General features: G+C 41.6%; 29 protein-coding genes and 1 other RNA gene. 15 read left to right on the plus strand and 15 right to left on the minus strand.

What is annotated here, in order from left to right:
• Window positions 1-58: 58 nt before the first annotated feature.
• From V7L07_RS11400 to pstS, 3 genes are all read left to right on the plus strand, one after another.
• Entirely contained in the window at window positions 59-799 is a 741-nt protein-coding gene (locus V7L07_RS11400) for a cytochrome c biogenesis protein CcdA (protein ID WP_335057799.1), read from the plus strand.
• Window positions 800-829: 30 nt separating this feature from the next.
• A complete protein-coding gene (locus V7L07_RS11405; protein ID WP_335057801.1) occupies window positions 830-2,227 on the plus strand; it encodes a cytochrome c biogenesis protein in 1,398 nt (465 codons plus the stop codon).
• 217 nt (window positions 2,228-2,444) lie between these two features.
• On the plus strand, window positions 2,445-3,542 hold the full coding sequence (gene pstS / locus V7L07_RS11410; protein ID WP_335057803.1) for a phosphate ABC transporter substrate-binding protein PstS: 1,098 nt from the start codon (window positions 2,445-2,447) through the stop codon (window positions 3,540-3,542).
• A 27-nt stretch (window positions 3,543-3,569) separates the two neighbouring features.
• Here pstS and queF read toward each other — a convergent pair whose 3' ends face one another.
• From queF to V7L07_RS11435, 5 genes are all read right to left on the minus strand, one after another.
• A complete protein-coding gene (gene queF / locus V7L07_RS11415) occupies window positions 3,570-3,983 on the minus strand; it encodes a preQ(1) synthase (protein ID WP_335057805.1) in 414 nt (137 codons plus the stop codon).
• A gap of 63 nt (window positions 3,984-4,046) precedes the next feature.
• Window positions 4,047-4,448, minus strand: coding sequence for a hypothetical protein (locus tag V7L07_RS11420; RefSeq protein ID WP_335057807.1), 402 nt, complete (start codon window positions 4,446-4,448; stop codon window positions 4,047-4,049).
• 152 nt (window positions 4,449-4,600) lie between these two features.
• Window positions 4,601-4,987, minus strand: a complete 387-nt coding sequence (locus V7L07_RS11425) for a phasin family protein (protein ID WP_334774593.1) — start codon at window positions 4,985-4,987, stop codon at window positions 4,601-4,603.
• A 25-nt stretch (window positions 4,988-5,012) separates the two neighbouring features.
• An RNA gene (gene ffs, locus V7L07_RS11430) (signal recognition particle sRNA small type) lies at window positions 5,013-5,109 on the minus strand.
• 37 nt (window positions 5,110-5,146) lie between these two features.
• A complete protein-coding gene (locus V7L07_RS11435) occupies window positions 5,147-5,413 on the minus strand; it encodes a YciI family protein (RefSeq protein WP_179064534.1) in 267 nt (88 codons plus the stop codon).
• 185 nt (window positions 5,414-5,598) lie between these two features.
• On the opposite strand from V7L07_RS11435, the gene V7L07_RS11440 reads away from it, so the two are divergent.
• A complete protein-coding gene (locus tag V7L07_RS11440; RefSeq protein ID WP_335057809.1) occupies window positions 5,599-6,201 on the plus strand; it encodes a PEP-CTERM sorting domain-containing protein in 603 nt (200 codons plus the stop codon).
• 130 nt (window positions 6,202-6,331) lie between these two features.
• On the opposite strand, the gene V7L07_RS11445 is transcribed toward V7L07_RS11440, so the two are convergent.
• Window positions 6,332-6,508, minus strand: a complete 177-nt coding sequence (locus tag V7L07_RS11445) for a hypothetical protein (protein WP_335057811.1) — start codon at window positions 6,506-6,508, stop codon at window positions 6,332-6,334.
• Between the two features lie 232 nt (window positions 6,509-6,740).
• On the opposite strand from V7L07_RS11445, the gene V7L07_RS11450 reads away from it, so the two are divergent.
• The 3 genes from V7L07_RS11450 to V7L07_RS11460 all read left to right on the plus strand — a co-directional run bounded on the left by V7L07_RS11450 (window position 6,741) and on the right by V7L07_RS11460 (window position 9,310).
• Window positions 6,741-7,610: an inositol monophosphatase family protein gene (locus tag V7L07_RS11450; protein WP_335057813.1), complete on the plus strand. Its 870-nt coding sequence runs from the start codon at window positions 6,741-6,743 to the stop codon at window positions 7,608-7,610.
• Window positions 7,611-7,660: 50 nt separating this feature from the next.
• Window positions 7,661-8,641, plus strand: coding sequence for a 2-dehydropantoate 2-reductase (locus V7L07_RS11455; RefSeq protein ID WP_335057815.1), 981 nt, complete (start codon window positions 7,661-7,663; stop codon window positions 8,639-8,641).
• A gap of 78 nt (window positions 8,642-8,719) precedes the next feature.
• Window positions 8,720-9,310 carry a Uma2 family endonuclease gene (locus V7L07_RS11460; RefSeq protein ID WP_335057817.1) on the plus strand — a complete coding sequence of 197 codons (591 nt, stop codon included), beginning with the start codon at window positions 8,720-8,722 and terminating at the stop codon, window positions 9,308-9,310.
• A gap of 22 nt (window positions 9,311-9,332) precedes the next feature.
• On the opposite strand, the gene V7L07_RS11465 is transcribed toward V7L07_RS11460, so the two are convergent.
• The 7 genes from V7L07_RS11465 to V7L07_RS11495 all read right to left on the minus strand — a co-directional run bounded on the left by V7L07_RS11465 (window position 9,333) and on the right by V7L07_RS11495 (window position 15,791).
• Complete coding sequence (locus tag V7L07_RS11465) at window positions 9,333-10,400, minus strand: Mrp/NBP35 family ATP-binding protein (RefSeq protein WP_335057819.1); 1,068 nt, start codon at window positions 10,398-10,400, stop codon at window positions 9,333-9,335.
• A gap of 2 nt (window positions 10,401-10,402) precedes the next feature.
• A complete protein-coding gene (locus tag V7L07_RS11470; RefSeq protein ID WP_335057821.1) occupies window positions 10,403-11,398 on the minus strand; it encodes a HEAT repeat domain-containing protein in 996 nt (331 codons plus the stop codon).
• A 45-nt stretch (window positions 11,399-11,443) separates the two neighbouring features.
• Window positions 11,444-11,671: a 4Fe-4S dicluster domain-containing protein gene (locus V7L07_RS11475; protein ID WP_012408944.1), complete on the minus strand. Its 228-nt coding sequence runs from the start codon at window positions 11,669-11,671 to the stop codon at window positions 11,444-11,446.
• 293 nt (window positions 11,672-11,964) lie between these two features.
• Complete coding sequence (locus V7L07_RS11480; RefSeq protein WP_335057823.1) at window positions 11,965-12,426, minus strand: GNAT family N-acetyltransferase; 462 nt, start codon at window positions 12,424-12,426, stop codon at window positions 11,965-11,967.
• 147 nt (window positions 12,427-12,573) lie between these two features.
• Window positions 12,574-13,269 carry an HAD family hydrolase gene (locus V7L07_RS11485; RefSeq protein WP_335057825.1) on the minus strand — a complete coding sequence of 232 codons (696 nt, stop codon included), beginning with the start codon at window positions 13,267-13,269 and terminating at the stop codon, window positions 12,574-12,576.
• Between the two features lie 108 nt (window positions 13,270-13,377).
• Window positions 13,378-15,087 carry a fumarate reductase/succinate dehydrogenase flavoprotein subunit gene (locus V7L07_RS11490; RefSeq protein WP_335057827.1) on the minus strand — a complete coding sequence of 570 codons (1,710 nt, stop codon included), beginning with the start codon at window positions 15,085-15,087 and terminating at the stop codon, window positions 13,378-13,380.
• Between the two features lie 215 nt (window positions 15,088-15,302).
• Window positions 15,303-15,791, minus strand: a complete 489-nt coding sequence (locus V7L07_RS11495; protein ID WP_335057829.1) for an NUDIX hydrolase — start codon at window positions 15,789-15,791, stop codon at window positions 15,303-15,305.
• A 104-nt stretch (window positions 15,792-15,895) separates the two neighbouring features.
• Here V7L07_RS11495 and V7L07_RS11500 point away from each other — a divergent pair, with 104 nt between their 5' ends.
• From V7L07_RS11500 to V7L07_RS11520, 5 genes are all read left to right on the plus strand, one after another.
• Window positions 15,896-16,474 carry an NADPH-dependent FMN reductase gene (locus tag V7L07_RS11500; RefSeq protein WP_335057831.1) on the plus strand — a complete coding sequence of 193 codons (579 nt, stop codon included), beginning with the start codon at window positions 15,896-15,898 and terminating at the stop codon, window positions 16,472-16,474.
• Window positions 16,475-16,918: 444 nt separating this feature from the next.
• A complete protein-coding gene (bcp, locus tag V7L07_RS11505) occupies window positions 16,919-17,398 on the plus strand; it encodes a thioredoxin-dependent thiol peroxidase (protein WP_335057833.1) in 480 nt (159 codons plus the stop codon).
• A 109-nt stretch (window positions 17,399-17,507) separates the two neighbouring features.
• The gene (locus V7L07_RS11510) at window positions 17,508-18,134 is read left to right on the plus strand and encodes a type I restriction endonuclease (RefSeq protein WP_335057835.1); all 627 of its coding nucleotides are present in this window, start codon (window positions 17,508-17,510) and stop codon (window positions 18,132-18,134) included.
• 5 nt (window positions 18,135-18,139) lie between these two features.
• Window positions 18,140-19,321, plus strand: coding sequence for a cysteine desulfurase family protein (locus tag V7L07_RS11515; RefSeq protein WP_335057837.1), 1,182 nt, complete (start codon window positions 18,140-18,142; stop codon window positions 19,319-19,321).
• An 89-nt stretch (window positions 19,322-19,410) separates the two neighbouring features.
• The gene (locus tag V7L07_RS11520) at window positions 19,411-19,875 is read left to right on the plus strand and encodes a hypothetical protein (RefSeq protein ID WP_335057838.1); all 465 of its coding nucleotides are present in this window, start codon (window positions 19,411-19,413) and stop codon (window positions 19,873-19,875) included.
• A gap of 100 nt (window positions 19,876-19,975) precedes the next feature.
• Here V7L07_RS11520 and thrC read toward each other — a convergent pair whose 3' ends face one another.
• Window positions 19,976-21,067, minus strand: coding sequence for a threonine synthase (thrC, locus tag V7L07_RS11525; protein ID WP_335057839.1), 1,092 nt, complete (start codon window positions 21,065-21,067; stop codon window positions 19,976-19,978).
• A gap of 189 nt (window positions 21,068-21,256) precedes the next feature.
• Here thrC and V7L07_RS11530 point away from each other — a divergent pair, with 189 nt between their 5' ends.
• Together V7L07_RS11530 and V7L07_RS11535 are read left to right on the plus strand one after the other, a co-directional pair.
• The gene (locus V7L07_RS11530) at window positions 21,257-21,610 is read left to right on the plus strand and encodes a hypothetical protein (protein ID WP_335057841.1); all 354 of its coding nucleotides are present in this window, start codon (window positions 21,257-21,259) and stop codon (window positions 21,608-21,610) included.
• A 355-nt stretch (window positions 21,611-21,965) separates the two neighbouring features.
• Window positions 21,966-22,157 carry a hypothetical protein gene (locus V7L07_RS11535; RefSeq protein ID WP_334708344.1) on the plus strand — a complete coding sequence of 64 codons (192 nt, stop codon included), beginning with the start codon at window positions 21,966-21,968 and terminating at the stop codon, window positions 22,155-22,157.
• A 60-nt stretch (window positions 22,158-22,217) separates the two neighbouring features.
• On the opposite strand, the gene V7L07_RS11540 is transcribed toward V7L07_RS11535, so the two are convergent.
• Window positions 22,218-24,587 (minus strand): hypothetical protein, encoded by a 2,370-nt coding sequence (locus V7L07_RS11540; protein ID WP_335057844.1) that lies wholly within the window; start codon window positions 24,585-24,587, stop codon window positions 22,218-22,220.
• 358 nt (window positions 24,588-24,945) lie between these two features.
• Between V7L07_RS11540 and V7L07_RS11545 the strand changes: the two genes are divergently transcribed.
• Window positions 24,946-26,613 carry an iron uptake porin gene (locus V7L07_RS11545; RefSeq protein ID WP_335057918.1) on the plus strand — a complete coding sequence of 556 codons (1,668 nt, stop codon included), beginning with the start codon at window positions 24,946-24,948 and terminating at the stop codon, window positions 26,611-26,613.
• Window positions 26,614-26,957 lie beyond the last annotated feature (344 nt).

Below are 26,957 nucleotides of genomic sequence, written 5' to 3' on the forward strand. Positions count from 1 at the left end.
CAGACAAAAATAAGCTACAATTCAAGCAGAGTAAGCATTTCCCGCTCAGAAGCTCCCCATGTTTGATCGCCTGCAAACCCAAATTTATCAACTAGAACAATTTGCCAACAGCCTTGTTTCTAACCAACTGACGCACCTTAGCGTGATGAGTATTGGTATCATTTTTGGCGCTGGCTTGCTCACCAGTCTCACACCCTGTATGCTTTCCATGCTGCCAATTACCATTGGTTACATCGGCGGTTATGAAGCCAAAAGCCGCTTGCAAGCTGCTGCCCAATCAACTTGGTTTGCTTTGGGTTTAGCCACTACACTAGCAGGGCTAGGTATTATAGCAGGTTTAGTTGGAAAAGTCTACGGACAAGTGGGAATTGGTTTGCCGATTATCGTCAGCATTATCGCCATTCTCATGGGGCTGAACTTATTAGAAGCACTGCCTTTACAGTTTCCATCCTTGAATGAAACGAATTGGATTTCGCCAGATTTGCCAACAGGATTGCGTTCCTATTTACTGGGACTGACTTTTGGCTTAGTTGCATCCCCTTGTAGCACGCCTGTTTTAGCCAGCTTACTAGGTTGGATTGCCAATACACAAGACTTAATTTTAGGTGCTGTTTTGCTACTTTCTTACACAGCCGGTTATGTAGCACCGTTGATTTTGGCGGGTACTTTTACAGCTTCAATTAAAAAATTACTAGAATTGCGTCGCTGGTCTGGTTGGATTAATCCAGTTAGTGGGGCACTATTGGTAGGATTCGGTGTATTTTCCTTAATTTCTCGAATTCCCCTCGGCAGTCTTTAATATCAATACCTTTGTTAGATTTTACACGTAATGACTTTAGAAGATTCAGCTGCAAAAGAATTAAAATGGTGGGCAATACCTGGGCAGTTCTTACGGCAAGAGCTTTTGCCTGTACTGACTAACTTACGATTAGCGATCGCACTACTGCTATTGATTGCAATCTTTAGCTCCACCGGTACTGTCATTGAACAAGGTCAGTCACCCGGATTTTACCAAGCCAACTACCCAGAACATCCAGCTTTATTTGGTTTCTTAACTTGGAAGGTAATTCAAGTAGTTGGATTGGACCACGTATATCGTACCTGGTGGTTTCTGGCATTACTTATCTTATTTGGTACTAGCTTAACTGCTTGTTCATTTACCCGGCAGTTACCAGCCTTAAAAGCTGCCCAGCGCTGGAAATATTACGAAGAACCACGACAATTTCAAAAATTAGCTTTAAGTACAGAACTAGATACTGGTTCCCTAGATTCTCTCAGCCAAATATTACAGAAACACCGCTATAAAATTTTTCCAAATCAAGAAAAAGAAAATCTCCTTTACGCCCGCAAGGGAATAGTCGGACGCATCGGCCCAATTATCGTTCATATTGGCATCGTCGCTATTTTGCTAGGGGGAATTTGGGGCGCGATGACTGGGTTTTTGGCTCAGGAAATGGTTGCTAGTGGCGATACATTTCAAGTGACAAATATTGTCGATGCTGGGCCTTTAGCTGCAAAAATCCCGAAAGATTGGTCTGTGCGAGTCAATCGTTTTTGGATTGATTACACTCCATCTGGTGGCATCGATCAATTTTATTCTGATCTGTCTGTCTTGAATAATCAGGGAAAGGAAATTGACCACAAGAAGATTTTTGTCAACGAACCTCTGCGCTATCATGGCATAACTTTTTATCAAACTGATTGGGGAATTGCAGGCGTTCGCGTCCAATTTAACAACAGCCCCGTTTTTCAGCTACCGATGGCGCAATTGAACACCAACGGTAACGGGCGCATTTGGGGAACCTGGGTTCCTACTAAACCGGATTTGAGCGAGGGTGTCTCCCTGTTAGCGAAAGACTTGCAAGGGATGGTATTAATTTATGATGCCACTGGCAAACTCGTTGATACAGTCCGCGCTGGGATGTACACCGAAATAAATGGTGTGAAGCTGAAAATTTTGGATGTCATTGGTAGCACAGGCTTACAAATTAAAGCCGATCCAGGCATTCCAATTGTTTACTCAGGGTTTGGCTTGCTGATGCTGGGTGTGGTGATGAGTTACTTTTCTCACTCACAAATCTGGGCATTACAAAAAGGCGATCGCTTGTATATTGGTGGCAAAACTAATCGCGCTCAAGTTGCTTTTGAACAAGAGGTTTTAGATATTTTAGATCGGCTGAGTTCACAGCCAAAAGGTGAGGAGAAAGAGGCGGCGATTGAAGTTTGAAACGCTCCAGGGGCGCATTCGCATTAGCGTTCGCGCAGCGTCTCGCAGAGAAGGAAATCGCAGAGTAACGCCGAGGATGACTTTGCGTACCTACCCTGCGGGAAGGCGTTCGCGTAGCATCTCGTAGAGAAGCGCCTATGCGTTAACCTCTGCGCTCCTCTGCGTTTCAAAGTTATTTACAATTAATTAGAAAATTTCTAGAGGTATTTATTCAACATTGGAACAAAAGATTTCTATATCTGCTCAACTTCAATTTAAGGGACGCGTTTACCTTCTACCCCTAATCGCTGTTTTATTAAATATCACTTCTTGTACTGCTAATAATCGAAACATCAAACATATTTCTCTCGTTGGTGCTGGGGCAAGTTTTCCTGCACCTTTGTATGAGCGCTGGCTTGCAGATTATAACCAGCAACATCCTGATGTACAAATTAACTATCAAGCTATAGGGAGCAGTGCTGGAGTGCAACAACTCATCGAAGGTACTGTGGACTTTGCAGCTAGTGATGTGGGAATTACAAATGAACAAGCAGGCAAAATCAAACGGGGAGTGATTGCTTTACCTCTAACAGCCGGTTCTATTGTGCTGGCTTATAACCTCAAACCAGTTGCACAGCAGTCACCTCAAGTCAATGTACCAACTGCTCTCAGGCTACCACGCCAAGTTTACGTCGATATCTTTCTCGGAAAAGTTACAAATTGGAATCATCCTAGAATAGCCGCAGCTAATCCAGGAGTAAGTTTACCCGATTTACCGATTCAGGTTGTACACCGAACTGATGGTAGTGGGACTACAAGCGTGTTAACGCAACACCTAAGCGCCATAAGTCCCGAATGGAAAAGCAAAGTTGGGGCTGGTAAATCTGTAGCATGGCGAGTAGGAATTGGTGGCAAGGGTAATGAAGGTGTTACCGCCCTAATTCAACAAATACCCGGAGCTATTGGCTATGTAGAGTATATTTACGCCAAACAAAATAAACTTCCTGTGGCTGCTTTAGAAAATAAATCTGGTAATTATATTGCGCCGACACCAAAATCTGTAGCTCAAACTTTAGAAGCAGTGAAATTACCCGCCGATAACTTAATTGCTTTTATCACCGATCCTACCGATGCCCAATCTTATCCCATCGTTACTTACAGCTGGCTTTTAACTTATCAGCAATATCCAAACCGAGTCAAAGCTCAAGCGCTGAAAAACTTTGTTGATTGGGCGGTGATTGACGGGCAAAAATCCAGTTTGGAACTTGGGTATATTCCTTTGTCTAAAAAAGTTGTGCTTCAAGTGCAATCTGCGGCAAAGAAGATTGCCAATTAATGCCATCAGCGCTCATCAGTGATGATATTACTTTTGGTGACGCACTTCAACCACAGTATGTACATTACCGCGAGGCGTAAAATCTGCTTTCACCGTGACTTCCAACGGATCGCAAGCAGCCACAAAATCATCCAAAATTTGATTGGCAGATTCTTCGTGGGAAATGTAGCGATCGCGGTAACTGTTAATGTAAAGCTTAAGCGCCTTCAATTCCACTACCCGTTCATCAGGCATATAAGTAACGTAAATTGTCGCAAAGTCAGGATAACCGGAAAACGGACATTTACAAGTAAATTCCGGCAAAGTGATGCTAATGTCATATCGCCTCCCGACACGCGGATTCGGAAAGGTAATTAGTTTACCTTCTGCAATGTCGCGTTCGCCATACTTCATTTCTTGGCTTGCCTGGGATACACTTTCAGATAATTTATCAGTTGTCATTTGTTAATTTTTAGTTGTAATTTGTAATTTGTAATTACTCCCCTGCCCCCTGCCCCCTGCCTCTCAATACTCTTCCTTCTCCCAATCTGGACAATTCTCATCTTCACAACCGTGGGGATGCATACCACAAACTAACAAATTACCACCATATACTTGCCCGTGGTAATGACAACAACCGATGCAGGCAGGATTTTTTTCGGCTGTGGGTTCAACTAAATAAGGAAAACCCGGATCTACATCTGCAACAATGTCTTCCAATTCCCAGTAAGCTTCCATCATTGGTTCAGCAAAATCCTGCAAATACTGATCGACTTCAGTAACAATGTTATTATGTACTTGCTCGGTGACTTCTTCCGTTAGCTCAAAAAATGCGTCTACCACTTCACTCATTCCCAGGAAGAAACGCTCTACTTCTTCAGCCACTATTTCAACGATTTCTGCTAAATCTTTTTGCCACTGTTCCATAAACTTGACACCTTTGCAGGCTATAAACAGGACGCTTTGTGTTATCTGGCTTGAAGCACTAAAATACACACTAGGCAATGTATCTTATCAAGTTTCTATCCGAAGTGTCATGTCAAAATGCCACTTATTAATAATATTCCAAATAAAGAATGCTATTGGTCGCGTTGCAATCGTTTTAACTCGTCTTGTAGATTTAGCACTTCTTGGCGTAATTTATCTACATTCTCATCATTTGATACCTCTTTCACCGTTGGTTCTTCATCTTCCTCTAAAATTTCAATGCGACGAGGTTCAGAAGGGGGTGTTTTTTCAGAGGTTTCAGCAGATGGTTGAGCCTGTTGGGCTTGCTTCATCATCTCTTCAACGAAGCGGCGGGCTTCTTCTGTGTTCATTTCGCCCTTTGCAACCATTTCATCTGCCAGTTTTTGGACTTGCGATCGCACTTGGGCTAATTTTCCCCCTGCTTTCTCACCTGCGTAAGAAGCTAATCCAACACCGAGGTAAAAAGCTTTTTGAACAATATCTCCAAAACCAGGCATTGTTGCTGAAGGCTCCTAAAAATAGGGCGACCCGGAGACTACGCCTACCACAAGCCTCCCGTGTTGCTGCTACCTTCCGGTTCTGACAAGATTTGGGTGTTGCGATCGCATAGATCCAGGTCTTCTAAAAGAATAACATGAAAAGTCAGTAAGTGTGTGTTATTCCATAACAATTCGCCATTCATAAAGCTGATAGTTGACGCAACCGTGTTGCACCAAAGGATCGTCAGCCACAATCGCTTCTGCTTCCTGCTTGGAAGCTGCCTCAAACAGCAACATCCCGCCTCTTTGTTCCGCCCAATAGCCTGTTCGCGCTTTGTGTCCTTTAGCAATTAAGTCCTGAATGTAGGCTTTGTGAGCAGGTACATATTGGTCAAAGGTAGGTTTATCAACTTTCCCTTCTTCAATTTTTACAAACCACGGCATTAGCTTCTTAACTCCAGTTACAAAGGACTTGCTGCTTTAGTTATGACTGTTTTTGAGTAGCATTTTGATCAAAATAAAATAAACAGTGCGGCTGTCAAATCCAGGACAACAAGTTTTAGTCACTGGGGATTCCGTACAATACATGGGAAAATTCTAGAAGATCCGCGATCGCACTAACGACTTCCATGAAAAATCTAGCTCTATCTGCCATAGCCTTCACCACCGTATCTGGATTAGCTTTCGGGAAAATGCAAACCGCCTCTGCTTTAAATTGGAACTGGAATTATTCTGGTACCGGCATAGCAGCAAACGGTACTCTGACCACTAATGACACCCCTAACGATTTGGGTTTTTACCTGATCTCTGGAATTACTGGTACACGAAATGGTGAAACAATTACTGGTCTGCAACCCGCTGGAACTCCCATACCAGGCAACGAACCTTATAATGTTGATAATTTAATTAGTCTTAATACTCAGCAGTTAACAGGTGATGGTTTTGGGTATTCCACTTCGGGAGGGAACTATTCTAATCCATTTTTCGCGAGTTTTTTGCCGACACCAGGTTATTTAGAGGTTTTTTCTGCGCCGCCAATCATACCAGGGTTTGAAAATTTGGGATTGGAAGATAGTCAGTTACCCATTAGTTTTTCTGCAAGCATCATCACCATCCCTGAATCCACTTCTATCTTTAGCTTACTCATCCTTGGCACTCTGGGCGCACCTTCAATACTCAAACGTCATAAGCTATCCAAATTAACTCAGAAGAAGCCCGAAAAAGTTTCCTAAAACCATCAATAATAATTCAAAACTCTACTCTTACAGGGAAGCAAGTTACGCGTAGCGTCTTGTAGATAAGAGAGTTTCAGATGGGAGTTTAAAGCCCGATTGTAGCTTGCTTTTTGTAGGGTAACTTTAGCTACAGCAGTTTTGCGTAAAAGCGTAGCGTTTTTAATGCAACCCAACGCATTGACAATGCAACCCGACGCATTAACAATGCAACCCGACGCATTAACAATGCAACCCGACGCATTAACAATGCAACCCGACGCATTGACAATGCAACCCGACGCATTGGCATTGTAGGGTATTGCAAAATTTAATTAGCTATAAATTAATGAAATGCTGTACTAAGTGTTGACGTTCGATCTGAAACCTTTAATTTACGATAAAAATTGCGATTTCTCTGTAGGCTCTTTGAGACATACAGATGAAAGTAATATAGTAACGGTAGTATCATTGCATCCAAATGATACCGTAACTTTGTGTACATATAGAATTCTATCGCTTTGCCAACGGTAGATTATTTCTAAAAGGAGTTTGCTGCAATGTCCACAACACCAACTACTCGATTAATTTTAGAGACTTTACTCCCTCATCTCAAAGTGGCAGCAGCCTATGCCAATTTTCTGCAACCAAAAATTGCTGCACTTCCTGCTAAAGAACAAGCAAAAAACTTTTTTGCTGCCGCCCTTACTGATGCAGATGTAGCTATTCAAAATCTAATAGAAGTAGTATTACTGGCCACTTTTCCAGATATTCGCTTTTATGGTGAAGAATATGAAAGTTCTAATAATACCAAGTATTTTCGGGCTACCGAACTCGGTTCAGAAGGTGATTACTTAGTTACACTCGACCCGATTGATGGCACGAAGTTTTATATGGATGGACATTCTAATTACCAAATTATTCTCAGTATTCTAAATTCGGATGACTTTGAAGCAGTAATTGCTATTTCTCCTGCCCAAAACATTTATTTTTACGCCCTTCGAGGTGAAGGTGCTTTTAAAGGGACGTTGGAGATGAGCTTAGAAGCCTGTGCCCCATTACATATAACATCTGCCCAACCTGCTATTTTGTTGGGATGGGGAATGAATTCTATTGCTCATTTACTAAAAGATCGATATAAAGTAATCGATATAGCGACCGATTACTCTAGTGATATTCAGATTCCCAATCTTAATGGTATTCTTAGTGGCGACTTGAGTGGAGCAGTCATCAAATCGGGCAAATTTCTTGATAGTGCTGCACTCGCTTTTATTGCGAAAGAGACTGGCTGGATTTTGACTACTCTCGACGGTTCGACTTTACCACCACTGCATACTTGTAAAAACTATAGTCTGCCTGGATTGATCGTAGCTGCCTCAAAATCTGTTCATCAAGACCTACTATCAGCCCTGCAAAGCGTAGCTGTTTGAGGTAAAAGCAACTGGATACTGTCTTCCACGACTCATAAGCTTTTGACAAAATGAAAATCTGTATTGTTGGTGCGGGTGCAATTGGTGGATATCTAGGGGCAAAACTGGCACTGGCTGGTGAAGCAGTAACCCTGATTGCGCGTGGTTCTCATTTGGAGGCAATTCAAAAAAATGGGCTGAAGTTGCTCATGGCAGACGGTTCTAGCCAAATTGCTACTCCGACTTTGGCAACTAGCGATATTCAGTCAGCAGGGCCACAGGATGTAGTAATTTTAACTGTGAAGGCTCATAGTGTACCTGCGATCGCACCTCTTCTACCTGCACTCTATAATTCTCACACAATGGTGGTGACAGCCCAAAATGGCGTTCCTTGGTGGTATTTTCGTCAGCATGGCGGTGAGTATGAAGGTACGCGAATTCAATCTGTTGACCCAGATGGGATTATTGAAGCTGGTATTGGTGCTGAACGCGCCATCGGTTGTGTAGTTTACCCGGCAACTGAGATAATTGAACCAGGTGTAATTAAACATATTGAAGGCGATCGCTTTACTCTCGGTGAAATCGACGGCACTAAAACAGAACGCATCCAATTATTAGCACAGACTTTAAAACAGGCAGGATTCAAAGCCCCAATCCGCAATCAAATTCGCACGGAAATTTGGATCAAGTTGTGGGGGAATGTGGCCTTTAATCCTATTAGTGCCCTGACTGGTGCGACTCTAGAGGATATTTGTCGCTATCCCCTCACCCGTGAATTAGCGCGGCAAATGATGACTGAAACTCAAGCGATCGCAGAAAACTTGGGTATAAAGTTTGGCATCACTTTAGAACAGCGAATCAATGGGGCAGAAAATGTTGGCGCTCATAAAACCTCGATGCTACAAGATATTGAAGCTGGACGCGCTACGGAGATAGACGCGATTGTTGGCGCAGTGGCAGAATTGGGAAAACTCACTCAAATTCCCACACCTTATATTGATGCTATTTATGCCAGCGTCAAGCTGCTAGAAGCGACTAAAGTCAAGATTTGACGTTTTATATCATGTTCAGTGAAAGACTTATCAAGGGTAAAATATAAGTTATGGAGTGATAATTAAGCAAAAAAGTTGATGACCACAGCAGTCGATAAACTCACTCTGGTTGAATATCTTGCCTACGATGATGGCACAGACGTTAAGTACGAACTTGTGGATGGAGAGTTGGTTGAAATGCCACCGGAAAGCGATAGAAATAACTTAATCTCTCTCTATCTACTTTCACAGTTTCTCAAGTTTGTCCCAATTCAACTTATCCGCCATAAAGATACAGAACTTGTGGTTATCGGCAACCGGACTCGTGTGCGACTGCCTGACTTGATGATCTTGACACAAGAGTTATTAGAAGCGATCGCAGGAGGACGGGCTACAATCACTCCAGATATGCCTCCTCCAGTAATGGTGGTTGAAGTAGTCTCTCCAGGAAAGGTAAATGAGGATAGAGACTATCGCTATAAGCGTTCTGAGTATGCAGCACGAGGTATTCCTGAATATTGGATTGTTGACGCTACTCAAGCCCGAATTACCCTGCTGACTCTGGTAGATGGACTGTATGAAGAAGCCGTGTTTCAAGGAACAGACGTTATTAAGTCAGTAACTTTTCCAATGCTAAATTTGACCGCAGCTCAAGTATTGACGCCTGGACAGAATATTCCCAATCCCTAGTCCCCAATTCCCAATCCCCAATTCAATCAGGTTGTCTGGAATTGGTAAAAGTTGCGTTAAGCGCAGTGGCAATTTGGACAAAAACCTCACTTGCAGGCGAAGTGCGATCCCTGATTGCAATCGGATTTCCAGTATCACCACCGCTACAAATATCGGGATCAATCGGAATTTGCCCCAGCAGTGGCGCTTGTAATTCTGCTGCGAGTTTTTCGCCGCCACCACTGCCAAAAATTGGCGTGCGTGCGCCACAATTACCACAGATTAAATAGCTCATATTTTCCACGATCCCAAGGACGGGAACACCGACTTGGCGAAACATATATATGTTACGTCGGACATCTGCGATCGCTACTTGCTGAGGAGTTGTCACGATAATTACTCCACAAACAGGGCTTTCTTGGATAATTGTGATTTGAGCATCACCTGTACCGGGAGGTAAATCTATTAATAAATAATCTAATTCGCCCCATTCCACATCTTGCAAAAATTGAGTGATAATTTTATGCAACACAGGGCCACGCCATGCCAAAGGACGGTTTTCTTCTACAAGTAAACCAACTGACATTAGCTTAATTCCCTGAACTTCTAGAGGTAAAAACTTATCACCTGTAGGAGTATGAATTACTTGAATCTCAGCTTGTCCTAAACCCAACATTTGCGGTACGTTAGGGCCATAAATATCAGCATCTAGTAGCCCAACCTTTGCACCTTGTAATCTTAAGGCAGCGGCTATATTCACAGATGTTGTTGATTTACCTACGCCACCTTTGCCGCTAGAAACTGCTAGAGTGATTTTAACACCAGGAATTGTACAAATTTGAATATAAGTTTTTTTACACCAAGTTAAAAATGATAATCTAGATTGAATTTCTGTCTGTAATTGCTGCTGATGGGAACCGATATATAAACGCAAGTAAACATAGTCATCAACTATGCGGAGATTTCGTACCATTCCTAAGCTAACGATATCATTTTTTAAGGTAGGTTCGATAACCTGTTTCAGAAGTTGGATGACTTCTTGCTGATGGGGATTAGTATCTGGTTTTACTTCTTGTTCCGAATGCTGAAAGGGGGATTGGTGGTCAGACATAATTAGGAGAAGCCTTTCTCTTGGTTATTTATTGCTCCCTTGAGACTATTGCTTTGAATCTTCTGAATTGCCCGTTGCGCTTGGATGGACACTTCTTTATCAGGGTCATCTAAGGCTTGTTGCAGGGGGTTAATAACGTCAGGATGAGCTAAATTTCCAAGTGCGATCGCAGCTTCTTTCCGTACATCGGCATATTCATCTGTTAAGGCTTGAATTAATCTCGGCATAACTTGAATATCTGGAATTTTTTGCAAAGCTTGTGCTGCTGATTTCCGCACTTGCCAATGTTCATCATTTAAAGCTGTTTCTAATGCGGAAATCGCTTGATTATTTGCATGAATAGTCAGAGATTTAGCTGCATTCCGGCGAACTTGCCAGTCACTATCATTTGTGAGTGCTTGACAAAGGATTGTAATCACTTCTGTATCTTGTAAATGTTCTAAAGTTAAAGCCGCAGCACGACGTACACTTGCTTCTTCATCAAAGATTAAATTTAAAGCTTGTGGACATTTTTCTAGTTGATTGATATATCGCAGTGTCGTAACGGCTGCTTCTCTTAACTCAGAATTTTTTGATTCTAAAAATGGCAAAATATATGGCAAAGATTGAATATCATGTATTTTCCGCAAAAGCACCAAAATATTTAATTGAAGATTTACATCATTACTTTGAAGTTTATCTAGCAAAAGTAACAATTCGTCTTGTGTAATTAACTCGTTTAATGCTGATGCAGCTTCAGTGCGAATATCTATATCTGCTGAAGCAAGGCTTTCAATTAAAGCCGGGATTGCCACAGGGTTAGCAATTTCCCAAAGGGCAGATATGGCTATTTTCTGAACAGTAACATTTTCATCTTTCAAAGCGATAATTAAAGCATCTATTGTGTCATCATCGCCTAGATGCTGCAAAGTTTTGACAGCTACTATCCGATCATTTATATCAGGCGATCGCAACATTTCCAACCATTGCTTTAATTCCAAATTATTACTTGCAGACATTTTGAATCCTCTAGAAATAATTACTTCTTCTGTCACTGCACACAACTAGCGCAACAAAAACGGAATTTGTACAGTAATTGCATTCGTTGGACATTCTTTTTCACAAGGTAGACAAAACCAACACTCATCATATTTCATATAAGCTTTCCCCGTCTCTGGATTTTTTGCCAATACATCCAAGGGACAAACCTCAATACAGGCTGTGCATTTTTCTAGACATTTCGATTCATCAACTATCACAGGAACATCTATTCTTTGATTGATTAAAGCCATAAAATTTCTCCCTGATTTTGTACTGAAACTGCTAATTGGTCAAATAAATGGGATAAGCTTGCATGAATTATCTCACGATTGTAAGTTGTTTATACCAATTCACGAAAATCCTGATACATATAGATTTATCGTAGGGGCATGGCATTGCCATGCCCTTACCAGCGTATTTGTATTATTATTAAAGTGAAATGGTATTAGATGTATATGACGTAGTTCATTCAAATGTTTAAATCGCAGACAATCACCAAGCAGATGGTGAGTGTTAAATATATTAATTAACTGCATGTTTTTCACTAAATCAATTTCTTATTAAAAGTAAATGATTGTTTGATATTGGTATAGCCAATTTTTTCATAAAACAAGTGAGCTTCTTTGCGTTTTATATTAGAACGTAACAGAACACTATCACATCCAGCCAGAGAAGCCCACTGCTCAATTTGCTGCATTAAACAACGTCCAATTCCACTATGACGATAATCTTTATCTACAACTAATCCCAAAATAATCGCTGGAGTCGGAATAACTATTGAGTCACAAATATGAGCGTGTGCCCAAGCTATTACATATTCATCTTCTAAAGTTGCAACATACACAATATGAGCATTGTTATTTTTAATTTTAGTAAGGCGCTGCTCTATTTGTTGATTTGTCACAGAATATTCAAGTTGTTCGCAAAGACTAGCAATTCTGTCTACATCTTTAATCTCAGCGTGTCTAATTTTAATTCTATCACCTACACTAACTTTGTTTGTCATAATTTAATTTTTTAAAATTACAATAATTTAGTTATCCAGCGTTGCACGGATAAAACGATAACCTATATCAATCTCTGTCAAAATTTGAATATCGCCATACTTTTTCGTCCATTATCCCTAACTTGAGATGAAGAAATCAAAAACCTGTTAGTTAAACAATCCTAGTAAATTTAATAGTTCACTTATGATGAACTTTGGTTTTGCTTCTGGTGGCAAATTTTGATTTTTTCTGTTGTAATAGCAAAAATCAATATTGACTTGTGTTGCTCCTGCATAGTCGTGCTTTAGAGAATCTCCAACGTAAAGAACTTCTGTTGGTGTTAAATTTAACCTAGATAATGCATAATGGAATATCTCAGGAGATGGTTTAGCAAAACCAATTGCTTCAGAAACTACAATTTCCTCAAAAAAATGCTCAATTCCAGCAGCCTGCATTCTCGGTAGTTGCGCTGATACAAACCCGTTTGTAATCACAGCCAAACGATAATTGCGTGCGAGAACAGTTAGCATTTCATTTACATCAGATTCCATCACAGCAAAATGATTAAAAATATGCCAGTAACTTTCACCGAGATTGCTGATTTGATCTGTTTGTATATCTAATTGAGCAAGTGTACTTCGATAAGACATCTCGATTAACTCAATAGGAGAAAAGGTTTCTCGCTGTCTCCAATACTGGGAATTATAAGTTTCAAAGACTTGAAGAAAATTAGTCTCACTGACTCCATTTAAATCTAAAGATATTGCACAATCTTCAAGCGCTCCCAGAATAGCTTGGCGTTCACATAGCTCAAAATTCAACAGTGTATTATCGAGATCAAAAATTATTGCTTCATAACCCATTTTTATGATCTTAGGCTGTATTCTAGAAAAGTTATTGAATTGTTGATGGTGCGTTGCGCTACGCGACAACACACCCTACATTTCGCCCAAAACTTTTAAAACATCCTCTCACTTAACGGCAACATTATAGACTTCTTTGACTGCATCTACTTCCACAATGTAAGGATCTACAGGACGCTTAAATAATATCATTTGCTCTAATTCATCTTTCTTTAAATTGACATGGCAAAACCATTCCTCATCATTCTTTTCTGGATAATCTAAGCGGTAATGATAAAGACCCCAACGGGTTTCTTGACGATATAATGATGCTCTGGCTGCCATTTCTGCACAGTCACGAATGAAGTGAACTTCTAGACTACGCATCAATTCATGGGGATCACGAGCGCCCATTAAATCTAATGTTTCTTGATATTGGACAAAATGTTTTAAACCAATCTCGATTTTATTACCTGATTTTGGTGGTTGCAGATAATCATTAACTAAGCGTCTTAATTTATATTCTACCTGAGTATGGGGTACACCATTCGGGCGAGTTAAAGGTGCATAAATTCTGGATTTTTCAGCTTCTAAAAAATCTGTATCTGGTTCGATAAAATCTAAATCTTGAATATATTCAATGGCATGAGTTCCAGCTATGCGACCGAAAACAAATGCCCCAATCATGTAATTATGGGGAACGCTAGCCATGTCTCCGGCTGCATATAAACCTGTGACGGTTGTTTGAGCGTTTTCATTCACCCACACACCAGAGGCACTATGACCACTACATAAGCCAATTTCGGAAATGTGCATCTCTACACCGTGAGTGCGATAATCTTCATTTCTGCCTTGATGAAAGCGTTCTCTACTTGGTCGTTCATTCGCCCACAATATGGATTCAATTTCTGCAATTGTATCTTCATCAAGATGGGTCATTTTGAGTTGGACTGGCCCTTTTCCAGAATTTAATTCTTTCCAGATTTCCAACATCATTTGACCACTCCAATAGTCACAACTAATGAAGCGATTTCCTTCAGCGTTAGCTGTATGTGCGCCAAAAGGCCCAGCAACATAGGCACAGGCGGGGCCATTGTAATCTTTGATTAAAGGATTAACTTGAAAGCATTCAATATTACTAAGTTCTGCACCTGCATGATAAGCCATTGAATAGCCATCTCCAGCATTGGTAGGATTTTCATAAGTGCCGTAGAGATAGCCGGAAGCAGGTAATCCTAATCTGCCACAAGCACCTGTACACAGGATGACTGCTTTCGCTTGAATGACTATATAATCTCCGTTTCTGACATCAAATCCCACTGCACCAATAGCACGTCCGGCTTTGACTAATACACGGGTTGCCATAACGCGGTTCGTGACTTTGACTTTGTGGCGTTTGACTTGACGGGTAAGAATTGTTTTCAGGTCTTTACCTTCTGGCATGGGTAAGACATATTTACCCACACGATGCACTTGTTTTAAATCATAGTTGCCTTGAGCATCTTTTTGAAATTTCACACCCCAGCTTTCTAATTCTTGGATGACTTCATAACCTAATTTGCCTGTTTGATAAACGGCTTTTTGGTTGACAATGCCATCGTTTGCTAGGGTGATTTCGCGCACGTATTGTTCTGGTGTGGAATGACCGGGAATAACTGCGGTATTCACGCCATCCATACCCATTGCGATCGCACCACTGCGACGGATGTTAGCCTTTTCTAAAATCAGCACATCTGCATCAGGATTGGCTTGTCTTGCTTTGATGCCTGCCATTGTTCCTGCTGTACCACCGCCAATGACGAGTACATCTGTTTTGATCCACTGGGTATTGATATTCATAATATCAAGTATTTTTTATAGGTTTTTGCACAAAATACGGTAGACTTAGCAAGTTACTGTATTTTAACATTTTTCGGGATTTACAACAAATAAATTATTCAATATTGTCGGGTATTTTTTGATTTAAAAGTCCTTTATGGGACGTAAAAAAATGTGTAGAGGTCATAAATATGTGCCTCTACAATGTAGTACTTAAAATCTCAATCACTAGATTTTTAGAACAATTGAAATTCGCCGCTTTTCTTGTATTCCTGAAACTTTTCTAAAACAGGGCGATCGTTTGGCATTAAAATAGGTAAGTTCGCCAAATCAAAAAATTCCAGCGCCAGCGATTCTCCATCTAAGCAAGCGAGACTGCCTGACCATTCAACGGCTCGCAAAATCAAAATGAAGTTTTGCACGCGATCGCCATTGGGATAGGTTACAGTTTCATAGGCTGGGTTAGAAGAAAATCCCACAGCGGTAAAACGCTTAACTGTTAAACCAGTTTCCTCAAAAACCTCTCGTGTTGAACATTCTTCGGCAGATTCGCCTATCTCTGGACAGCCGCCAGGTAGCCCCCAAATTTTGAAATCACTTCGCTTTTGCAATAAAACCCGCCCCAAGCTATCCTCGATAATCACGCGTGCGCCAAACATCAGAAGTAGGCGATCGCCTACAACTTGTCGTAACTTGCCGAGATAGGAGTCTGACCAATTTGCCATAACGAGAAAGTTTCTAAAGAAACTCTAAAGGTAGCAAATAGCGATCGCCTGAAAACAGGATAATGCAGCTGAACTAGCCAATCCTTCGCATTCAACCTAAAACTATGGCATCTACACCCAAAATCCTCGCCTTTGCTGGCAGCACTCGGATTGATTCTTACAACAAAAAACTGGTAAAAATCGCGGCGGCTGGCGCTAAAGCAGCAGGCGCAGAAGTTACTTATATAGACCTCCGCGATTTGCCTTTACCTCTGTTTGATGAAGATTTGGAAGCTCAACAAGGACTACCTACCAACGCCCGTACTTTCAAGGATTTGCTGATTTCTCATCAAGGATTGCTGATTGCTTCGCCAGAATATAACAGTTCACTCACAGCAGTTCTCAAGAACGCCATTGACTGGGCATCCCGTCCAGCCCCAAATGAAGCACCATTAGCAGCTTTCGCAGGTAAGGTTGCTGCCATTTTGAGTACTTCCCCTGGTGCCCTTGGTGGTTTGCGGGGGTTGGTTCACCTGCGGTCTATTTTAGGAAACATCAAAGTTTTGGTACTTCCCGACCAGATAGCCGTACCCAAAGCTTACGAAGCCTTCAATCCTGATGGCACGTTGAAAGATCCTAAACAGCAAGAATCTATTGAAAAGTTAGGTGATAATTTAACAAAAATATTGCTAAAGCTTAATTAAGCAAATATACTAGGCGATTAGAAATTGCGGCTACACAAACTTTCGTCCGCGTAGGCGGACTCAAAGAATTTAAAACCCGCGGAGGCGGACAATGCCAGTGTAGCCGCGAATTATATGAGACTGTCGGCGAATTAATAGCGGATTTAACCCATCATTCCTCATTAGTCTGATTTTAGTCCGTTTCAAAGGACTTGAGCTATTAGCCCGAAATTTATTTCAGGGCGGGAAAGCAACGCCAAACCAATGTTTTAGGGGTGAGGGGTCAAACCCACCGTGAATTGACCAACAGTCTCATATAATTCGCCAGGGCAAGATTTTTTGCACTTGTTATCGATAGCTTTGATGCGGAATTTTTCACTTTTTTTGTCATATTTTCTTCAATTTTATGACATCAGTATCTAAGATACGACCGGCTACGCTTACACAATCTCTCACATCCCCATCATGAGCAACATTCCCCAAGTCGGACAACCAGCACCAGATTTCTCTACTCCCGATCAAAATGGCAATTCGGTCACTCTCGACGATCTCAGCAGTCAGTGGATTGTTCTCTATTTTTACCCCAAAGATGACACCCCTGGCTGTACCACCGAAGCGAAAGATTTCACCGATTTGTATCAAGACTTCAGCGCATTAGGAGCGAAAATCTTAGGCGTAAGTCCAGATTCGGGTAAGTCCCATTGTAAATTTATCAGCAAACATAACCTGTCAATCACCCTCTTGAGTGACCCAGAACATCTTCTGATAGAAGCATACGGCGCTTGGCGCTTGAAAAAATTTATGGGCAAAGAATATATGGGTGTTGCCCGCTCAACTTTTTTAATTTCACCTGATAAAATTATTGTCTATGCTTGGCCTAATGTAAAAACCAAAGGTCATGCTCAGGCAGTTTTAACTAAATTACGGGAATTAGCTGCTACGTAACGCAATTGGATATAAGTATAGTGACAGCAATCCTACATAAAATTGCTCTAGAAACTGCCGATATGATGATTGAAGAAAGAAACTAGACTTTTCGCAACTTGAAATAATTATGGTTGAAGTCATCCAAGCTCACAATGTTAGCCTTGCTTATTTAGAAGCAAGATTTGGTCTACAACAAACTGAAGGTGAAGATTTTTTTACAGAGTGGTTTGAAACTCTGTCAGAAATCACAGATATAGAAAAACAATATCTAGATAGAGTTAAAACTAATTTTATGAGATTGGTTAAATATCCACCAATCTTAGAGAATGCAGTCAAGATGGTAGTTTTATCTCCTTTATTAGACTTGGCAGGATTCTATCGTGAACCATTTTTTCTGACTACTGAAGAATCTCTAGAAATTGCCTTAGAGGATGAAGAAGAAATTATCAGAGGGCGCATTGATGTTCTGGTTATTAAAGAAAAATTGTGGCTGTTAGTAATTGAATCGAAAAGAGCTAGCTTTTCTATTTTAGCAGCCATACCCCAAGCACTGGCTTATATGTTGGGCAATCATAATCCAGACAAACCTGTGTTTGGATGTGTAACTAATGGAGAAGATTTTCAATTTATCAAGCTGATAAAGCAAGATAAACCGAAGTATGCTTTGTCTGATAAATTCACTTTATCTAAGCGAGAAAATGAATTATATCAAGTTCTCAGAATTTTAAGAAAACTAAGTCAAAGTTTGAGTTAATAATTATGTCTCTTCGTCCTATCTACCTTGATGGTCACGCTACTACACCTATAGATGAACGGGTACTCGCAGCAATGCTCCCCTACTTCACAGAAAAATTTGGCAACCCAGCAAGTATTAGTCATGTTTATGGTTGGGAAGCAGAAGCCGCTGTTAAGCAAACGCGAGAAATTTTAGCGGCAGCAATCAACGCTACTCCAGAAGAAATTGTTTTTACCAGTGGTGCAACAGAAGCAAATAATTTAGCTATTAAAGGTGTTGCCGAAACTTATTTTAAAAAAGGTCAGCATATTATCACTGTTGCCACGGAACATGGTGCAGTTATTGATCCTTGTAATTATTTAAAAAGTCTCGGTTTTGAAATTACTATTCTCCCTGTAAAAAAAGATGGATTGATTGATTTAACTGAGTTAAAAAAGGCTTTACGTCCTGAAACGATTTTGGTATCGGTGATGGCTGCAAATAATGAAATTGGCGTGTTACAGCCTTTAGCAGAAATTGGAGAAATATGCCGCGAGGGGCTAGGCGCTGTTGGAGGCGATCGCAATATCATTTTCCACACCGATGCAGCCCAAGCTATTGGTAAAATTCCCTTGGATGTGCAAGCGATGAAAATTGACTTGATGTCACTAACAGCCCATAAAGTATATGGGCCTAAAGGCATTGGAGCGCTATACGTCCGCAGACGCGACCCCAGAGTAAAACTCGCTCCCCAGCAGCACGGCGGCGGACATGAGCGAGGAATGCGTTCTGGTACATTGTATACACCGCAAATTGTCGGCTTTGGGAAAGCTGTAGAAATCGCTTTGGCTGAACAAGCAACAGAAAACCAACGCCTCACCCAATTAAGACACAGATTGTGGGAACAGCTTTCGCAAGTTGAGGGAATTCATCTCAATGGACATCCTCAAGAACGATTGGCGGGAAACTTGAGTATCAGTGTTGAGGGAGTAGATGGAGCCGCACTTTTACTAGGATTACAGCCAGTAATGGCCATATCTTCTGGTTCTGCTTGCTCGTCGGCAAATACTGCACCTTCCCATGTTCTCACAGCACTGGGACATCCCCAACAGCTAGCTTATGCCTCAGTGCGGTTTGGTATTGGCAGGTTTAATACAGAAGAAGAGATTGATATTGTGGCAAAACATGCGATCGCTACCATTCAAAGTTTACAAAATAAACGTTAAGCATGGAAAGCTCATCAGATATAGAGACATAAAGCAATCTGGGATAGCAGAATAATAACTGTTGACTCTCGACCGATGACTATTAATTTATGAATCAAGATTTAACACAGCAGTGGTTGACAGAAATCCAGACAATCAAAGAGCAAATGGCATTCCTGCAACACGAGCGCGATGCTGCTTGGGAAAGTGCCCAAAAATGGCGTCAACTTTATAACACAGAAGCAGAACAACGCCGCACAGATGCCCAACTCTCCCAACAGGCGATCGCATCTCTCAAGGCAGATTTGCACAAACTCCAAGATCTTGAAACAGGGACGCTGGAAACTGGGACAACAATCAAAGCTATCGAACAAGAAATAGAGCAGCTAAAATCTGTCGAGGACTTGCAAGCTAAACTCATCGCTGCGATCAAAGAACGCGATCGCCTTTTGCAAGCTTTGAAAACTGAGCAAGATAACCACGCCCAAAGCCGCAATAGCCTAACTACTGCCTTGGGCGATGCTATTGATAGCTTGACACGCGAACGAGCAGTGGCGGCGGAGAAGGGGGAGTAGGGGAGGCAGGGGAAGCAGGGTAAGAAAAACTATTGATTATTGCCCAGTCCCCAATACCCAGTCCCCAATACCCAATCCCCAATACCCAATCCCCAATACCCTAAAATCCCATTGCCTTAGCTACTGCGCCCAATTCTGCTGCAATACCTTGTTGAAATTGACTGTGATTGTGTTTAATGGCCGTATCCGGGTCTTTTAGACCATTGCCTGTGAGGACACAAACTACTGTCGCCCCTGTGGGAACTTGGTCTTTCACCTGCAACAAGCCAGCGACAGAAGCGGCGCTAGCAGGTTCGCAGAAGATACCTTCTGATGCTGCTAAAAGTCGATAAGCATCGAGAATTTCGGCATCGGTAACGGCGTGGAAATTTCCCTGACTGGCGGTTTGGGCTGCGATCGCTAACTCCCAACTAGCAGGGTTGCCAATGCGAATTGCTGTCGCTAGGGTTTCGGGATGCGCCACTGGCTTACCGTGTACTAAGGGGGCTGCACCTGCTGCTTGGAATCCCATCATTCGGGGTAAGCGATCGCACTTTCTCGCTTGATGATATTGACAAAATCCCATCCAATATGCTGTGATATTTCCCGCATTGCCTACGGGAATACATAACCAGTCTGGGGCATCACCCAGGGCATCGACAATTTCAAAAGCTGCTGTTTTCTGTCCTTCTAGGCGGTAGGGATTGACTGAATTCACCAAAGTGATTGGATAGCTTTCAGCCATCTCGCGGACAATTTCTAGGGCTTGGTCAAAATTACCTTTAATTGCCAATACTTCTGCCCCATATAGCAACGCTTGTGCCAACTTGCCTAGCGCCACATAACCGTCGGGAATCAGTACAAAGGCATTCATTCCCCCACGTCTGGCATAAGCGGCGGCGGCGGCTGAGGTGTTACCCGTGCTGGCACAAATTACTGCTTTTGCCCCTGCTTCCTTGGCCTTGGAAATTGCCATAGTCATTCCCCGGTCTTTGAAACTGCCGGTGGGATTGAGACCGTCATATTTGACAAAAACCCGTACTTGTCTGCCAATACGTTCTGCGATCGCTGGCGCTGGGATGAGAGGCGTGTTACCCTCCAACAGAGTCACAATCGGTGTGTTTTCGCTGACAGGCAAGTATTCGCGATAGGCTTCTATCAGTCCAGGCCAGGGTTGGCGATAAGATGTAGCAACAGACAGGCTCAAAGTCACGGGATTTAAAATTTATTAATGTAAGGATTGGATATTTAGAGAGGGCGAGAACGGGAAGTGCAGAATGGGTAAGAGGAAGAAAGTGAATTTTTCTTTGCCAGTTCCCAGTTATGAGTCCCTTAATTCAATTAAGAATATTATTTTTTGTGGTGCAGGCGTTAAATTTGGTGTTTTTATTTTTTATTTAGAATGTCAGTTTATCATAACCGCCATAGCAACCTTAAGTTCAACAAATTTAGCAAAAATACCAGGCGATTAGAAATCGCGGCTACACAAACTTTCGTCCGCCTACGCGGACTCAAAGAATTTGAAACCCACGGAGGTGGGTTTTGTCTGTATAGCCGCGTTCGCCCTTGGCGTGCCGGAGGCATCATTACCATTCGCCAAGGCAAGGTGTGTTTTTACAAATCAGACTTACGTAAGAACTCTCTGAAACTCTTATTTTTCACTGCGGAAATATACATAGATGTCTCTGTTCAAGTTTTTAGAGATTGTCTAGTTTCCAGTCTAGAGAGTGCGAACGAGGTTTTAAAGGAGTTATAGCTGAAGTTGAGACGCGTCAGCAAGTACGTTTTTTCATAATTTGGCGTAATTCTTGATATAGTCTACATATAATTTCTTGCGTAAATTCCCTAAAAACGATCATAATAATTAGTACAGCCATAATTGACAGCCAAGCAAATTAAATAGTTTTAAGTAACGTCGAGTGGATGGAAGCTTCGCACGTTTTAGTCGATGTTTTATTTGGAACCCAGCTATTCTAATCACCGTCTCTTATGATTGAACCGAAAACCCATTAGAGTAATTGATTGAAAATATACAATAATTTAATAAAGCTCAAAAGAGCATTATTATAATATTTCTAATGGTGTGAGTTAAATTGTGGATTTAATTAACGATGCCTACTTATTTATCTAGTGTTTCCGATTGCGAGTCCCAAACTAGTTGGGTCAGTAAGTTAACTAAGTCTTACTACCAAGACGATCAGCAAGCTAAATTGATGCATTTACAAGCAGAGGTAGATTCCCTGTTGCAGCAGTTAGAAAACCTAAAACACCAACGTCTAGCCGAAACTAACCAAAAAGAATAAGTCTATTTTGTAGAGCGATCGCCTTGTCCATTTCTAGTCTAAATTTGAATGGAGGGCGTGCTATTCAAAGCGCTGATTTTTATCCGACCAGCGCTTTAAACTGTAGTTATGAGCATTTTCTACCAGTAAAGCTAGAGATTGCACGCCCGAAAGCTTGGCGATCGCAGAGAGTCTTTGTAAGTCATTTCCTGTAAAATCAGTGTAAATAACTTCATTGCTATCAGACAAAATTATAGTTCGGTCACGGCGTTGCTCTGTGTTTTCCGCCGAAATTCCCGGTTTAGACTGATTCAAAGATGCTATTGCTTCTGGTGAGATAGTCAGTATTATTTCTGGTTGAGCGTTATTTGTTAAATCAACTACTTGAACCGGCCAATCACCCAACTTTTCCTGTATCTCCTCAAAGGTAGGAATAGCACCAGCTAGAATTTCGCCAGATTCCTGCAAAGATTGCCACACACTCGATAATATTACCTTCACCCCTTGGGGATTTTGTTGATACAGTTCTCGTAGAGTAATGGGAGATGGTTGCACCCATTCCAATGCTGCATTGGTCAGGGCTAAAGGTTTGGGTTGAAGAACATCATTTTTATTCTCTGGGATTTTTGGGCCAGCAGCTAATAGGCGCAAAACTTTACCCCGTAGTTGCACTGCCTTGATAGCAGCTATACTAATTTGTTGTTCTCCATTAGGCAACCAGACCACAATCTGGATTTCAGGGTCAGAAGTGATTCCCAAAGTTTTCCAAAAAAATTTGGCGGCGTCAGTTTTAGGTGGGTTCAAATTCTCAAAAGGGGAATTTAGCCAGCGTTTACCGTCATTAAATGCACTCACCTCCACTTGATACCAAACTTGATTATCCGTGAGTTTCAGGTCGGCGGTAGAATTTGCTTGCAGCCACTCACTGCTAGTAACTTGAGTGATTGGCTGCACCGTACCAACAATCTGACTAGATATTTGTGACTTTGTAATCTCACCATTGAGTCTTGCTAACAGACCTTGAATATAATCAAGATTTTCTTTGGTAATTTTTGGTTGCGCCTTTAACCAAGAATTAGCATGTCCTTCTCCCTGTTGAACCGCTAAAATCAAAGCAAACCAAGCTTGTACCTCTCGTCTATTTGGGTTCACCCGCAACGCCGCCACTATCCGATTCCACAATCGTTTTTTATCAGCTTTCAGTAGAGTCGCTATTTCTTGGGAATTATGTGGCGACACTTCAAACACCTGTAAAGCTTTTCCCCAGCTACCATCAATCAAATCTGCCAACACCTGTTGACTAGGACTAGCCCAAATTTTCTGGGCTTGGGTTTGAGTCAATTGGGAATGCAAGCGAATCAAATCCATTTGGGCTTGCGCCGCCTCTGGCAAAACTCCTTTGCGCTGTTTCTTGATAAATTTTAACCATTCAAAAGCTGGTGTCCACAGTCCACTACGGGCAATTGACAGGGCGTTTTGGTATCCATAATCCTTGAGGGCTGGTGATTTGAGGGTAATTTCCTCTAATTGAATTGGTTTAAGGAATAATTTCAGAGACTTGACTTGGTAAACCTGTAAGTGCGGTTCTAAACCTACTGTTTGATCAACAACTAATTCTTTGGTACTATCACCAGTTACCTGCTGCCATTTGGGCAATTGTCCATTCGGACTAGTCCAAGACAGCATTTGTAGTAAATTCCTGCGTTCTGGATTGTAGTATACGACTTGACCGTAGGCGAACGCACCAGTTTCTTGATGGCGTTGACCCCGCAAATTAAACCAAACTCCTGGTGATGGTGTCCCACCTTCAAAGCGTTGCACTTGAGTTAAAGGTAAGGGAATGCTGATATCTTGGGATTCTGATGTCTCATCAAGCCAGGGGGAAGTTACAGAAGATTCCTCTGGGCCAGTTATAGGTAATTGAGTCGCTAAATAGTAGTAATTTTCTGACTCAGATTTAAACTCTAACTCGACTGATAGCTCGTAAACCCTGAGTTCCACAAGTTCTTTACAATCAGATTGACAATTAGCACGCTGTTGAAAAACTGGCAGTAAAAATGAGGTTTCCGTATTTTGATTTAAAGGCAGAGGTTCCCCAAATATTTGGTTTTCTTTACTCAAATCGAGTTGAATTTGTTTGAGAGTTTGGGGACGTTCGTGCTTCCCAAGGGGGATTTGTGCCCATGCAGGTAAAATTTTATTTAGCCAGCTTACCCGATCTGGATTGAATATGAAGAGAACGCTAATCCAGGCAAAAGCCATTATTAGACTAGCACTAATGAACAGAATTGCGTAGGCGCAGCCCGTCGTAGACATCGCTAACATTGACGACAACCAACTTCCCCGTTTTAGCTTTTTCTGGGGATTTTTAGCGACACGTTTCATTGCACCAGCACGAGTTTTATTTAGTTTCGAGGCTTTTGGCGTCAGCTTGCGTGAGCGATTTGCCATAGATTGGGTATTGGGGATTGGGGATTGGGGATTGGGGATTAGGGATTGGGGATTAGGGATTGAGAAAACTCTTTCCTAGTCCTCAGTACCCAGTACCCAGTCCCCAGTCCTCAGTCCCAGTACCCAGTCCCCAGTCCCAGTACCCAGTCCCCAGTCCCTAGTCCCCAATCCCCAATACCCTGTTATACTCGTCCTTGCAGAAGTTGCCTAGAAGCATTAAGTCTAATTTGGAACAAAATCCGTAAATTTCCTCATGTGAACACTAGATGATCGCGAATACACTCTTCACTTAAGTATGTGAGCAGAGTGTAAAAAATTGAAAGGTAGATTTATTAGCCGCAATCATTGCAAAACATGGATGCTTGCATGGTTACTTATTGCAGGAGTAAATGGAGTTGCACAAAAAGTACTAGCACAAGAGTACATAAATACAGAAACTATTCAGGAGTCAGGAGTTAAGAGTGATAATATTATTCCCTCATCTCCCTCCCTCTCCCCAGATGAACCGATGGCGCAAGTTACATCGGTATCTCAACTCAAAGACGTACAACCCAACGATTGGGCATTCCAAGCACTACAGTCTTTGGTAGAACGCTATGGTTGTATTGCAGGCTATCCAGATAGCAGCTATCGCGGTAATCGCGCCTTAACTCGCTATGAATTTGCTGCGGGTGTGAATGCTTGTTTAGATAGAGTCAACGAATTAATCACTACAGCCACCAACGATTTAGTGACTCGCGAAGATTTAGCAACATTACAAAAATTGCAGTCAGAATTTGCCCCGGAATTAGCAACTTTACGGGGTCGTGTCGATAGTTTAGAAGCCAAAACCACCGAAATTGCAGCCAACCAATTCTCAACAACAACCAAACTCAGTGGACTACTGATAGTTGGCATTCAAGGACGGACTAGCAATCGTGGTGATGTTAATCCTAGAGATGGACAAAAAGATACAAATGATGCAGGGACAAACACTAATGTTATATCTCTGGCGCAGCTATATTTAACTAGTCAAATCACTCCCACTAGTTACTTGTTTACAGGTCTTCTAGACGGTAAAGGGAAAACTACACCTAGATTTACCAATAGTGTTTCTCGGAATGATGTTTTACTTGGCTACGAATTTCCTACAAGTAACTTAATCGTAAGTGACCTCAATTTTCATTGGCTGGTGACAGATAAATTAGCAGTAATGGTGGGAACAGAAGGTGTAAGTATGCCAGCTGCTTTCCGAGGCCCCAATCGGGTAGAAAGTGCTGCAACTGGGCCGTTGTCTTATTTTGCCCAAAGAAACCCAATTTTAAATATGGGATACGGTCACGGCGGTATAGCTATTGATTGGCAATTTGCTAAACGCGCTAGTTTGCAGGCAATTTATACTAGTTATAAACCAGGAAATCCCGGTAAAGATAGCGGTTTATTTGATGGAACTACTACTACAGGTGTGCAATTGCTGCTGACACCAACTGATACTCTAGATTTAAGTTTGTACTACGTTAATAATTACGCTTCGGATGGTTGTTTACTAACCTTTGTTGGTGATGAATGCTTAACTACGGTTAATACCACTACTGGAAAATCAGCACCCCTGCAAACCAACGCCGTGGGTGCGACTTTAACTTGGCAAATTTCTCCCCGAATTAGCGCAGGCGCATGGGGTGGTTATACTAAATCTTACATTCCTGGGCAACCGGGAAATGTAGAGACAACAAATTACATGGTATTTTTGAATTTCCCTGATTTATTTGCTAAAGGAAATTTGGGGGGAATTTATGTAGGTCAACCTCCTAAAATCACCAGTAGCGACTTACCTATAGGGAATAATGTCCCTGATTTTATCAATACAGGTTTAGGACGTGCCGGTGGACAACCAGGAACAACTACCCAAATTGAAGCATTTTATCGCTTCCAATTATCAGATAATATCAGCATTACACCAGGAATAATTCATCTTATCCAGCCTGGTAACACACCAGATAGTGATTCAGTTACTATCGGTATTTTGCGGAGTACTTTCAGTTTTTAATTCTGCTTGCAGATAAATCTTACAGAACTTAAGTCTTAACGGAGACTTATACCTAATTGCTTACAAAAACAATGAAAATCTATTTTGTAATGCCTCATACCCAATTGTAAATAGATATAAAAAAGGTTTGGCTCACCACCAAACCTTTATATAAATCCAGTGCATAACAACATCCCAAGTCAATTTACCCATTATTCTATTCATAGGGCATCTTCCTATAGGATGTGTGCAAATATCTTGAAACCTGATAATGAATTACTCGGTATAAAATAATACCTATAATATAAAATTAATCTGCCATAAGTCAAGGCATATTAATATAGATGTTAAAGATAGTCATACAA

The organism is Nostoc sp., from assembly GCF_036916985.1.
Classification (GTDB): domain Bacteria; phylum Cyanobacteriota; class Cyanobacteriia; order Cyanobacteriales; family Nostocaceae; genus Nostoc.

Coding starts and splice junctions, on each gene's coding strand:
- V7L07_RS11405 (WP_335057801.1), top strand. CDS start 830: ATGACTTTAGAAGATTCAGCTGCAAAAGAATTAAAATGGTGGGCAATA.
- V7L07_RS11460 (WP_335057817.1), top strand. CDS start 8,720: ATGACCACAGCAGTCGATAAACTCACTCTGGTTGAATATCTTGCCTAC.
- V7L07_RS11425 (WP_334774593.1), bottom strand. CDS start 4,987: ATGCCTGGTTTTGGAGATATTGTTCAAAAAGCTTTTTACCTCGGTGTT.
- V7L07_RS11480 (WP_335057823.1), bottom strand. CDS start 12,426: ATGACAAACAAAGTTAGTGTAGGTGATAGAATTAAAATTAGACACGCT.
- queF (WP_335057805.1), bottom strand. CDS start 3,983: ATGACAACTGATAAATTATCTGAAAGTGTATCCCAGGCAAGCCAAGAA.
- V7L07_RS11530 (WP_335057841.1), top strand. CDS start 21,257: ATGTCAGTTTATCATAACCGCCATAGCAACCTTAAGTTCAACAAATTT.
- V7L07_RS11535 (WP_334708344.1), top strand. CDS start 21,966: ATGCCTACTTATTTATCTAGTGTTTCCGATTGCGAGTCCCAAACTAGT.
- V7L07_RS11545 (WP_335057918.1), top strand. CDS start 24,946: ATGCTTGCATGGTTACTTATTGCAGGAGTAAATGGAGTTGCACAAAAA.
- bcp (WP_335057833.1), top strand. CDS start 16,919: ATGAGCAACATTCCCCAAGTCGGACAACCAGCACCAGATTTCTCTACT.
- V7L07_RS11400 (WP_335057799.1), top strand. CDS start 59: ATGTTTGATCGCCTGCAAACCCAAATTTATCAACTAGAACAATTTGCC.
- V7L07_RS11540 (WP_335057844.1), bottom strand. CDS start 24,587: ATGGCAAATCGCTCACGCAAGCTGACGCCAAAAGCCTCGAAACTAAAT.
- V7L07_RS11435 (WP_179064534.1), bottom strand. CDS start 5,413: ATGCCGTGGTTTGTAAAAATTGAAGAAGGGAAAGTTGATAAACCTACC.
- V7L07_RS11455 (WP_335057815.1), top strand. CDS start 7,661: ATGAAAATCTGTATTGTTGGTGCGGGTGCAATTGGTGGATATCTAGGG.
- V7L07_RS11420 (WP_335057807.1), bottom strand. CDS start 4,448: ATGGAACAGTGGCAAAAAGATTTAGCAGAAATCGTTGAAATAGTGGCT.
- V7L07_RS11475 (WP_012408944.1), bottom strand. CDS start 11,671: ATGGCTTTAATCAATCAAAGAATAGATGTTCCTGTGATAGTTGATGAA.
- V7L07_RS11495 (WP_335057829.1), bottom strand. CDS start 15,791: ATGGCAAATTGGTCAGACTCCTATCTCGGCAAGTTACGACAAGTTGTA.
- V7L07_RS11450 (WP_335057813.1), top strand. CDS start 6,741: ATGTCCACAACACCAACTACTCGATTAATTTTAGAGACTTTACTCCCT.
- V7L07_RS11440 (WP_335057809.1), top strand. CDS start 5,599: ATGAAAAATCTAGCTCTATCTGCCATAGCCTTCACCACCGTATCTGGA.
- V7L07_RS11515 (WP_335057837.1), top strand. CDS start 18,140: ATGTCTCTTCGTCCTATCTACCTTGATGGTCACGCTACTACACCTATA.
- V7L07_RS11520 (WP_335057838.1), top strand. CDS start 19,411: ATGAATCAAGATTTAACACAGCAGTGGTTGACAGAAATCCAGACAATC.
- V7L07_RS11485 (WP_335057825.1), bottom strand. CDS start 13,269: ATGGGTTATGAAGCAATAATTTTTGATCTCGATAATACACTGTTGAAT.
- V7L07_RS11500 (WP_335057831.1), top strand. CDS start 15,896: ATGGCATCTACACCCAAAATCCTCGCCTTTGCTGGCAGCACTCGGATT.
- V7L07_RS11510 (WP_335057835.1), top strand. CDS start 17,508: ATGGTTGAAGTCATCCAAGCTCACAATGTTAGCCTTGCTTATTTAGAA.
- V7L07_RS11470 (WP_335057821.1), bottom strand. CDS start 11,398: ATGTCTGCAAGTAATAATTTGGAATTAAAGCAATGGTTGGAAATGTTG.
- V7L07_RS11490 (WP_335057827.1), bottom strand. CDS start 15,087: ATGAATATCAATACCCAGTGGATCAAAACAGATGTACTCGTCATTGGC.
- V7L07_RS11465 (WP_335057819.1), bottom strand. CDS start 10,400: ATGTCTGACCACCAATCCCCCTTTCAGCATTCGGAACAAGAAGTAAAA.